Origin of the sequence: Roseivivax isoporae LMG 25204 (assembly GCF_000521865.1) — a bacterium.
In the GTDB taxonomy this organism is placed as follows: domain Bacteria; phylum Pseudomonadota; class Alphaproteobacteria; order Rhodobacterales; family Rhodobacteraceae; genus Roseivivax; species Roseivivax isoporae.
In genome coordinates this window covers 1-8,759 of sequence record NZ_JAME01000069.1, presented here as the reverse complement: position 1 = coordinate 8,759, position 8,759 = coordinate 1, and the positions used below count along the sequence as shown (strand labels likewise).

At 72.6% G+C, this 8,759-nt stretch carries 3 protein-coding genes; 1 reads left to right on the top strand and 2 read right to left on the bottom strand.

Annotation, left to right across the window (positions count from 1 at the left end; all coding sequences use genetic code 11):
• The coding region (locus tag RISW2_RS21940; protein ID WP_043775207.1) for a calcium-binding protein at positions 1-2,272 on the bottom strand (2,272 nt) is incomplete at its 3' end.
• 200 nt (positions 2,273-2,472) lie between these two features.
• Positions 2,473-7,200: a calcium-binding protein gene (locus RISW2_RS23750; protein WP_051492306.1), complete on the bottom strand. Its 4,728-nt coding sequence runs from the start codon at positions 7,198-7,200 to the stop codon at positions 2,473-2,475.
• A gap of 200 nt (positions 7,201-7,400) precedes the next feature.
• Here RISW2_RS23750 and RISW2_RS21930 point away from each other — a divergent pair.
• Positions 7,401-8,759 (top strand): calcium-binding protein (locus tag RISW2_RS21930; protein WP_043775203.1); only part of this gene is annotated, 1,359 nt, incomplete at its 3' end.

The window sequence follows — 8,759 nt, the reverse complement described above, 5'->3', positions numbered from 1 at the left end:
CCCCGATCAGCGTGTCGTCGCCGCCCGCGCCGACCAGCGTGTCGGTGCCGTCACCGCCCTCGAGCCGCTCGCCGCCCGCGCCGCCGCGGATCACGTCCGCCCGGAAGGTGCCGCGCACCCCGTCGATCCCCGACAGCGTGTCGGTGTCGCCGAAAGCATCCGTCGCACGTCCGGCGGCGAGGTCGACCACCACGCCGCGCGTGCCACTGCGATCGTCCTCGCGGTCATAGACCAGGACATCGAAGCTCTGTGCCGTGCCGGTGATGGTGTCGTTGCCGCCGTAGCCCGCGAACTCGGCGTAGTCGAGCGCCGCGCTGCCGGACAGCCGGTCCGCCCGGTCCGTTCCGCCCACGCCCTCGACCCCGGTGAAGGTGTCCATGTCGCCGAAACTGTCGGTCGCCCGTCCGGTGGCGAGGTTCACCGTCACGCCCCTGTCGCCACCATCGTAGGAATAGTCGAGCAGGTCGTAGCCCGCGCCCGCATCGAGCGTGTCGGCGCCCTGCCCCAGCTCCCAGCCCTGAAAGCGGTCGTCGGGCCCGCCCTGCATCCGGTCGGCCTCGTCCGTGCCGATGAAGTAATGCGCGAAGCTGAAGCGGTCGTTCACCCGGCCGTCGCCGCTCGTCGCGGTGCCGGTGCCGTTCGCACCCACGGCGAAGGTTACGCCGCCCACCTCCGGCAGGTCGCGATACGAGATGTCGTGCCCTTCGCCCGCATCCCAGAGCGCCCGGCTGCCGGTCACGGTGTCCTGGCCGAGCCCGGGGCGGATGAAGCCGCCGAAGCCGCCGGTCATGTCGCTGAGGTCGATCAGGTCGTTGCCCGCGCCGGCGTCGATGTCGTCGCTGCCCTCGCCCGAAACGATCGTATCGTTGCCGGCCCCGCCGTCCAGCCTGTCGCTCCCGTCGCCGCCGAAGATCCGGTCGTCGCCCTCCTGGCCCTCGAGCCGGTCGTCGCCGCCGCGCCCGGACAGGGTGTCGTTGCCGCCGCCGCCCTCGATCCGCTCCCCCGCCGCGCTGCCCGCGATCGCGTCGGCGCCCGTGCGCGAGCCGCGCACCTCCTCGATGTTGCGCACCCCGTGGGCAAAGGCCTCTCCGTCCCAGACGCCGCGCGCGGTGCCCGCGGCGAGATCGACGGTGACGCCGCCGGAAATCTGGCCGCGGTCGAAACGCAGGAGGTCGACGCCGCCACCACCGTCGAGCGTGTCGTTGCCCGCGCGCAGGATGAAGCGCTCGGCGCGGTCCGAGCCGAGGATCCTGTCGTCGCCGTCGGTACCCTGCAGCTCGAGCACCCCGTCCGCCCCGGTGACCGCCACCGTGTCGGTGAACCCGTCGGGATCGACGATGCGGCCGAGCGCCAGGTTGGCATCGATGCCCGCGTTCACGCCCGTGAAGAACGACAGCCGCAGCGTGCCCCCGCCGTCGCCGTTCACGGTGATCGTGTCGTTGCCGCGGTCGGGATTGATCTCGAGATAGCCGCCGTCGAGATCGGTGATGGAGAAGATGTCGGCATTGGGGGTGGCCTGCAGGAAGGCCCCGTCGGCGTCGCGCCCGATCACCCGGTCGACGCCCAGGAGCGAAGTGAAAAAGCTCGCGCCGCCGGCCTCGCGCATCACGAAGCGGTCCGCGCCCGCATTGACCGCGACTGCCAGCGGCCGCTGCCAGCCACCCCAGTCGATTTCGACGAAATCGGCGAGCGGCTTGCCGGTGAAGTCCCAGACGTCGGTGCCGGCCGAGCCGCGGAACTGGTCGTCCCCGCCGTTCGAGACCAGCGTGTCGTCGCCCTCTCCCCCGAAGAAGCCGTCGCGGAAGGGCGAGCCCACGAAACGGATGTCCGAGCTGGTGATGCCGCCCTCGAAGGGCAGCCCGCCGCCCGGCGCGAAGGTCGAGAAACCCTCGCTCGCGTCCGAGGCGTCGAAGACGATGTCCTGCTGGCTGAAGAGACCGAAGAACGTCGGGCTGAAGAAGGCGTCCTGGGACAACTCGTCGAGCGCGCGGTTCAACGCGACGAGCGACCAGGACATGCCCGACCAGGTCGACAGCGTCTGCCCGTCCTCGACGAAGGCGAGCCCGGTCACGGTGCCGCCCGACGGTTCGCCATCCCCGCTCAGGACGAGGCCCGTGCCGGTGATCGTGGTGACCACCCCGGTCGCGGGGTTCCGCAGGACGATCCGGTCCGGGGCGCTCGACACGAGGTCGATCGACACGTCACGATTGCCGTCGAAGAAGGCGTCGTCGAAGAAGCGGCTGTTGCCGCCGTTGTAGATGATGTCGAGCATGTGCTCCTCCCCTGCGCCGCGGCTTGCGGTCCGTTGGCGGCGACAGTCGGGAGGGGGGCCGGGAAAAAATTCGGCCGAAGTCGGCTGTCAGGCCGCGGATCAATGACTTGACGCGGCCGTCCCCGGCCGCCTCGAATGGATTGAACCTTGAACCTAACCGCCGGAACCTGCGCCGGGCAACCCCCCGAACGTCCCGCGCGTCACGCCAGAAGGTCGTAGCTCGCGCCCTCGATCTGCAGCATCAGGCTGTCCTCGCCGGCGCCGTCGACCAACGCCCAGAGGATCTGCCCCGTCGGGCGGTATATGACGAAGGCCTCCTCGACACCCGCGTCGCCCGCCCGCGCCGTGCTGGCGAAGTTCACCTGGAACTGGGCCGCGGTCGCGACCCCGCCCCCCCAGATCATCCGGTCGCCCTCCGCATCGGAGAAGTCCTGGATCCAGTCCGAGCCATGGCCTTCGACGCCCTCGTGGTAGAACCGGTCCGCCCCCGCGCCCCCGTTCACCAGGTCGTTGCCGAACCCCCCGTTCACGAAGTCCATCCCGTCGCTGCCGAAGATCAGGTCGCCGAAGGCCGAGCCGGTGATGACGTCGTCCCCGGTCCCGCCGATCACCGTGTCGGCGCCATAACCGCCCGCCATGCTGTCGTTGCCGGCATCGCCCCGAAGCTCGTCGTTCCCGTAGCCACCGTCGATCCGGTCGTTCCCGTCCCCGCCGTAGATCACGTCGCGCAGGTCGGCGGTCGAGGCGCCGCCCGTGATCGTGTCGTTCCCGGCACCGCCGATCACCGTATCCGCACCGTCGCCCGCGAGCAGGAGGTCGGCGCCCGCGCCGCCGACCACGCGGTCGCTGCCGCCCCCCGCGGCGACGGTGTCGCCGCCCGCGCCGCCCGAGAGCACGTCGCCCGTCCCGGTGCCGAGGATCGTGTCGGCGCCCGCGCCACCCACGACCTCCTCGATGCCACGGAAGGTGCCCGAGCCGGTGCCGGTCGCGCTGGTCTCGCGGATGCGGAAGGCGTCGAAGGCCGCGTCCTCCGGTCCCGGCAGCACGCGGGCCACGTCCTCGGGCGAGGCGGCGAGCGCGGGGCGGGTGTTCAGCACGTCGAGCGGCGTGATCGAGCGGCCGTCGAAGACGCGCGCGCCGTCGCCGCCGTCGTCGAGCCAGACCGCGCCCGTCACCTCGAAGACCGTCTCGAACCGGCCCGCGGCGAGGTCGATGCGCGCGCCGCCCTGGGCCAGGCCGACCTCGAGCACGTCGTACCCCGCGCCGCCGTCGATGCTGCCGTCACCCGCGCCGAGGATCATCCGGTCGGCCCCCGCGCCGCCCGAGACCGTGTCGCGGCCGCCGCCGAGCGTGAGGACGTCGTCGCCGTCCCCGCCCGTGACCAGGTCGTCGCCGCGTTCGCCCGAGAGCACGTTGTCCCCCGCGTCGCCCGCGATCGTGTCGTCGCCCGCGCCGCCGATCACGTTCTGCACGCCGGCGAGCGTGCCCGCGCTGCCGCCCGCGCGGGTGTAGCGGCCGGTGGCGAGGCTGACCGAGACGTCGCCGAAATTCGCCGCGACGACGTCACCGTCGAGGGTGCCGGGCTCCTGCGCGGCGAAGCTGACGGTGTTGCGCCCCGGACCGCCGTCGATCGTGTCGGTGCCGGTGCCGCCGTTCAGCGTGTCGTCGCCCTCCCCGCCCGACAGGCTGTCGTCGCCCGCGCCGCCGAAGAGCCGGTCGTTGCCGCCCCGCCCGGCGAGCGTGTCGTTGCCCCCGGCGCCCACCAGCCGCTCGTCCGCCGCCCCGCCCGCGATCCGGTCGGCGTTCTGCCAGCCGATGACCTCCTCGAAGCTCGACAGCCGCATGTCGATCACCGTCTCGGACGCGCTCGCGACAGTGGGCCGGGCAGTGGCCTCGAGCGTGCCGAGGCCGAGGTCCACATCCACCCGCAGGTCGTCGTAGCCGGTGGAGACGAAGATCCGCGGCGTGACGGACAGCGTGTCCTGGCCCGGGCCCCCGGTCGCGGTGCCGCCCGAGCGCGCCAGCACCACGAGGTCGTTGCCCGTCCCCATGGCGAGGATCTGCGCGTCGTCGCGGCGGGTCACCTCGACCCGGTCGTTGCCGGCCTCGCCGTAGACCGCGGCCCCGGTCGCCTCGATCTCGACGCGGTCGTCGCCGTCGCCGCCGTGATAGGTCGCGGTGCGGTCGCGGTGGATGGCGATGTCGTCGCCGCCCCCGAGGAGGAAGGTGCGCGCGAAGCCGCCCGCGGGGCGGAAATCCACCTCGTCGTTGCCGTCGCCGAAGCGGAACGTCCCCACCCCCTCGAACATGATCTGGAAGCCCAGGCCCGCGTTGAGGAGCGGCCCCGTGACGTCGGTCGGATGGCCGCGCACGGTCTCGCCGCCGACGCCGTCGAGCTGCAGCCGCCAGCGGGTATGGGCGACCTCGCGCAGATCGACGATGTCTTCGACCCCGCCGTCGAGATCGATCCCCGGCGTCGGCGCGTCCGCGAGCCGGGTGATGACGTAGAGGTTCGTGCCGCCGCCGCCGTCGAGGCTGGTGGCGCCGTCGCTGCGGATCGTGTCGTCGCCGTCCATGCCCCAGAGCACCGACGGCCCGCCGCTGGTGCCGGGGCCATGGATCAGGTCGCCCTCGGGCGAGCCGGCGATCGCCTCGATGTTGCGCAGGTCGTCGCGGGCGAAGACCCGGCCCCGGGCGTCGAGATGCCGGACCTCGCCCAGGTCAGCCCGGATCTCGAGCGGGCCGGGGGTCGAGGCGGCCGTGCGCAGCGCCGGCTGGAGCGTGTTGAAGAGCCCCGAGGGCCGGTTGAAGCCCGCCTCGTCGTTCGAGAAGCTCAGCCAGTCGTAGCCCTCGCCGCCATCGTAGAGCTCGCGTCCGCCGGGCCGGCGCGCGCCGCCCGCCACCAAGAGGTCGCTGCCCGCGCCGGTGCGCAGCGCATCCACGCCTTCCCCGCCGATGGCGGCGTCGCGGCCGTCGCCGGTCAGCAGCACGTCGTCACCGCCCCGGCCCATCAGCAGGTCCTCGCCCCCCGCCGCGGCCAGCACGTTGGCGCCCGCATCGCCGCGAAAATCGGCGTTGAAGCGCGCCTGGCTCACCACGTCCTCGATGCCCGAGAGCGTGTCGGCCGTCCCCGCGAGCCTGGCGCCCCCGTCGGCGAGGTCGACGAAGCCGTTGGCGCCGGTGGCGCCCGCGAGGATGCGGTAGGTGTCGGTGCCGGTATTGCCCACGATCACGTCGCGGCCGAGGCTGAAGAACAGAAGGTCGTCGCCCGGTCCGCCGTCGAGACGGTCGTTCGCCGTCGAGCCGAAGATCGTGTCGTCCCCGATCAGCCCGTAGGCCTCGTGCAGCACGCCCTCGGGATCGAAGCCGAAGGGATCGTCGCCGGGATCGTTGTCCGAGTTCAGGAACATCAGGTCGTCGGGCATGCCCGGCACGCGGTCGCCGAGGAGCGGCGTGCCGCCGATCTCGGCCCGGTCGAGCGCCTCGCGGGTGAAGCGGATGTCGGAGAAGACGAAGTGTTCAACCCCGTCCACCGTCTCGGACCCCTCGGGCAGGGTGCCGGGGCCGGGCCGCTTGTGGGTGACGATGTAGCGCCCGGTCTCGACACCGCCCACGATCTCGCGGGCGAGCTCGTATTCGAGGAACGAGTTCGAGAACACCAGGCTGTCGATGCCGGCGCCGCCCCACACGGTGTCGTCGCCCTCGCCCGCCACCACCACGTCGTCGCCGCCGCCGGCGAGGACCGTGTCGTCGCCGGCGCGGCCGTCGATGATCTCGGCCGCGGCGTTGCCGGTCAGGACGTCCCCGATGACGGTGCCGATGCCGGTCGGCCCGTCCGCGCTCAGCACGCCCACCGCGTTGCCGTAGAGCGCCTCGCCGAGGATCAGGTTGGCGAGCGCGCTCTGCTGGTAGTTCACGTAGTCGAAGAGCGTGTCGTTGAACTCGGCGATCCGGTCCTGGATGTCCTGGACCTCAGCGATGAGCGGGTCGAGCACGCCGAGATCGGGCAGGAGCGCGCGGATCTGCGCCTCGGCCGCGGCGATCTCGTCGTCGATGCCGAGGCTCTCGGAGATGAACTCGAGCACCGGCTCGACCACGAGGCTCGCGAGGAAGTCGGTCGCCCGCAGGAGCGGCTCGATGGGCTTCAGGAGCCCGTAGACCGCGGTCAGGGGCACGCGCAGGTCCTCGAAGACGCGCCCGATCTCCTCGATCCCGGCAAGTCCCGCGCGCGCGGCCCCGAGCGCGGCGTCGTCGAGCGTGCCGAAGATCGCGTCGAGCCGCGCGGCGATGTCGTCGCGCAGCGCGCGGATCTCGACGAAGTCCGCGTTGCGCGGGGCGAGCTGGGCGTCGATGCGCAGGGCGAGCGCCGCGTGCAGCGCAGCACCTCCCGGGCCGTCCGGGTCGTCGGGGTCGCTCACGCGGTCCATGGCCTGCACGAACTCGTCGAAGGCACCGATCCGGTGGGTCAGGTTGCCGGCCTCGATCTCGAGGCTCTCGGCCATCTCGTCGAGCCGCTGCCGGGCGACGCCGAGCGCCTCCTCGAGGGCGTCGAGGAACGCGCCGTCCTCCTCCTCCCCGGCGCCCGCCGGCGGGGTGCGGTCGCGCGTGCCGTTCAGCCGGTCGGTCTTGTCGTCCATCTCCTCGATCACCGGCTCGACCTGCGACAGGAAGCGGTCGTAGGACCGCGCCGCCGTCGCGACCGAGGGCTCGGGGACGTATTTCAGCACCTTGGTCAGGACGATCTGCACGTTCAGAGCGGTGCGCGTGTCGTCGATGATGTCGGAGACCGCGCGCGTCCCCCCGATCACATCGCCGAGAATCTCGAGCACCTCCGCGAGGTCGCGCGCGTCCCCCGCGATGTCGAGAAAGGCGTTGCGCGTCGCCACGAGGTTGCCGCGATAGGTGGTGAGGATGGACGAGGCGGGCATGGCAGTCCCCCGGAAATGACTTGGCGAATGAGCTGTCGAAAAATGACTTCGCCCCCGAGCCTAAGCGGGTGGAGGCGCACCGGCCAAGACAAATGTGCCCGGACGTGGGCAGCCGCGGTCCTGCGGGGGCCGGCGTTAATTGTCCGGAATGGCGGGCCATGCCATGCTGGCCTCCGGGGGAACGGGACGGATAGGGTGCGATGGCGGTGACGGGGGACGGGACGGCCCTGCGCGGGCGCGGCGGACCCGCGGGCTTCGGCGAGACCGAGGTTCCGCGCGGTGACGACGGCGCGCTGCAGGTCGACGTCTCGGCGGTCTTCGAACGCGGCATCCCCTGGTTCGCCGCTACCCGCGACGCCGCCGACGTCTACGTCAACCTCAACGGCACGGTGTCCTTCGGCGCGGCCTATGGCGCCTATCCCACCACCGCCAATTCCGTTCCGGGCGTGCCGCTCGTCGCGCCGTTCTGGGGCGACGTGGACACGCGGCTCGACGGCGAGGGCGCGGAATCGGGCTCGGTCTGGGTCGACGTGGACCCGCAGCGCGACGTGGTGAGCGTGACCTGGGACCGGGTCGGGGTCTACCGCCGCGATGCCGCGCGCAGCGTGACCGTGCAGCTCGAACTGCACGACTTGGGCGGGGGCGATCTCGACGTGGTGTTCCGCTACCAGCACGTGGGCTGGGTGCAGGGCAGCGCCCCCGGCGATGCCGGCGCCCGCGCGGGCCTCTGGCCGGGCGGCACCGCCGCGCCGGTGAGCGTGCTGCCCGCGGGCGCGGACGCCGCGGCGCTGCAGCTCCTGCCCGGACAGCCGGGCAATACCGGCATCGCGGGGCTCTGGGTCTTCGAGCTGCGCGACGGCGCGCTGGTGCTGCCCGACGGGCCGGGCACCGGCGGTCCGGGAGATGACGCAATGACCGGCACCGCCGGCCCCGACGACCTCGCCGGGGGCGCGGGCAACGACACGCTCGACGGCGGGGCCGGCCACGACACGCTCGACGGCGGCCCCGGCGACGACCGCATCGCCGGCGGCGAGGGGCGCGACACCGCCAGGGGCGGCGACGGCACCGACACGATCGACGGCGGCCCCGGCGACGACAGCCTCGCGGGCGGCGCCACCGAGGCCGACCGGCGCGACGTGATCTACGGCGGAGACGGCAACGACACGATCGACGGCGGGTTCGGCAACGACGAGTTGCGCGGCGATGCGGGCAACGACGTGATCGCGGGCGGTTCCGGGTCCGATACCGTGATCGGCGGCGCGGGCGACGACGTGCTCACGGGCTCGGCCTTCTCCGATCTTCTCTTCGGCGGGGACGGCATGGATTTCGTCAATGGCGGCTTCGGGTCCGACCGGGTGAACGGCGGCACGGGCGCCGACCGGTTCTTCCACCTGGGCGTCGAGGGCCACGGCTCGGACTGGATCCAGGACTTCGCCGGCGACATCCTGGTCTTCGGCGACGCCGGCGCGACGCCGGCCCGGTTCCAGGTCAACGTCGCCACCACGTCGGGCGCCGGCGCTCCGGACGTCGCCGAGGCCTTCGTGATCTACCGCCCCACG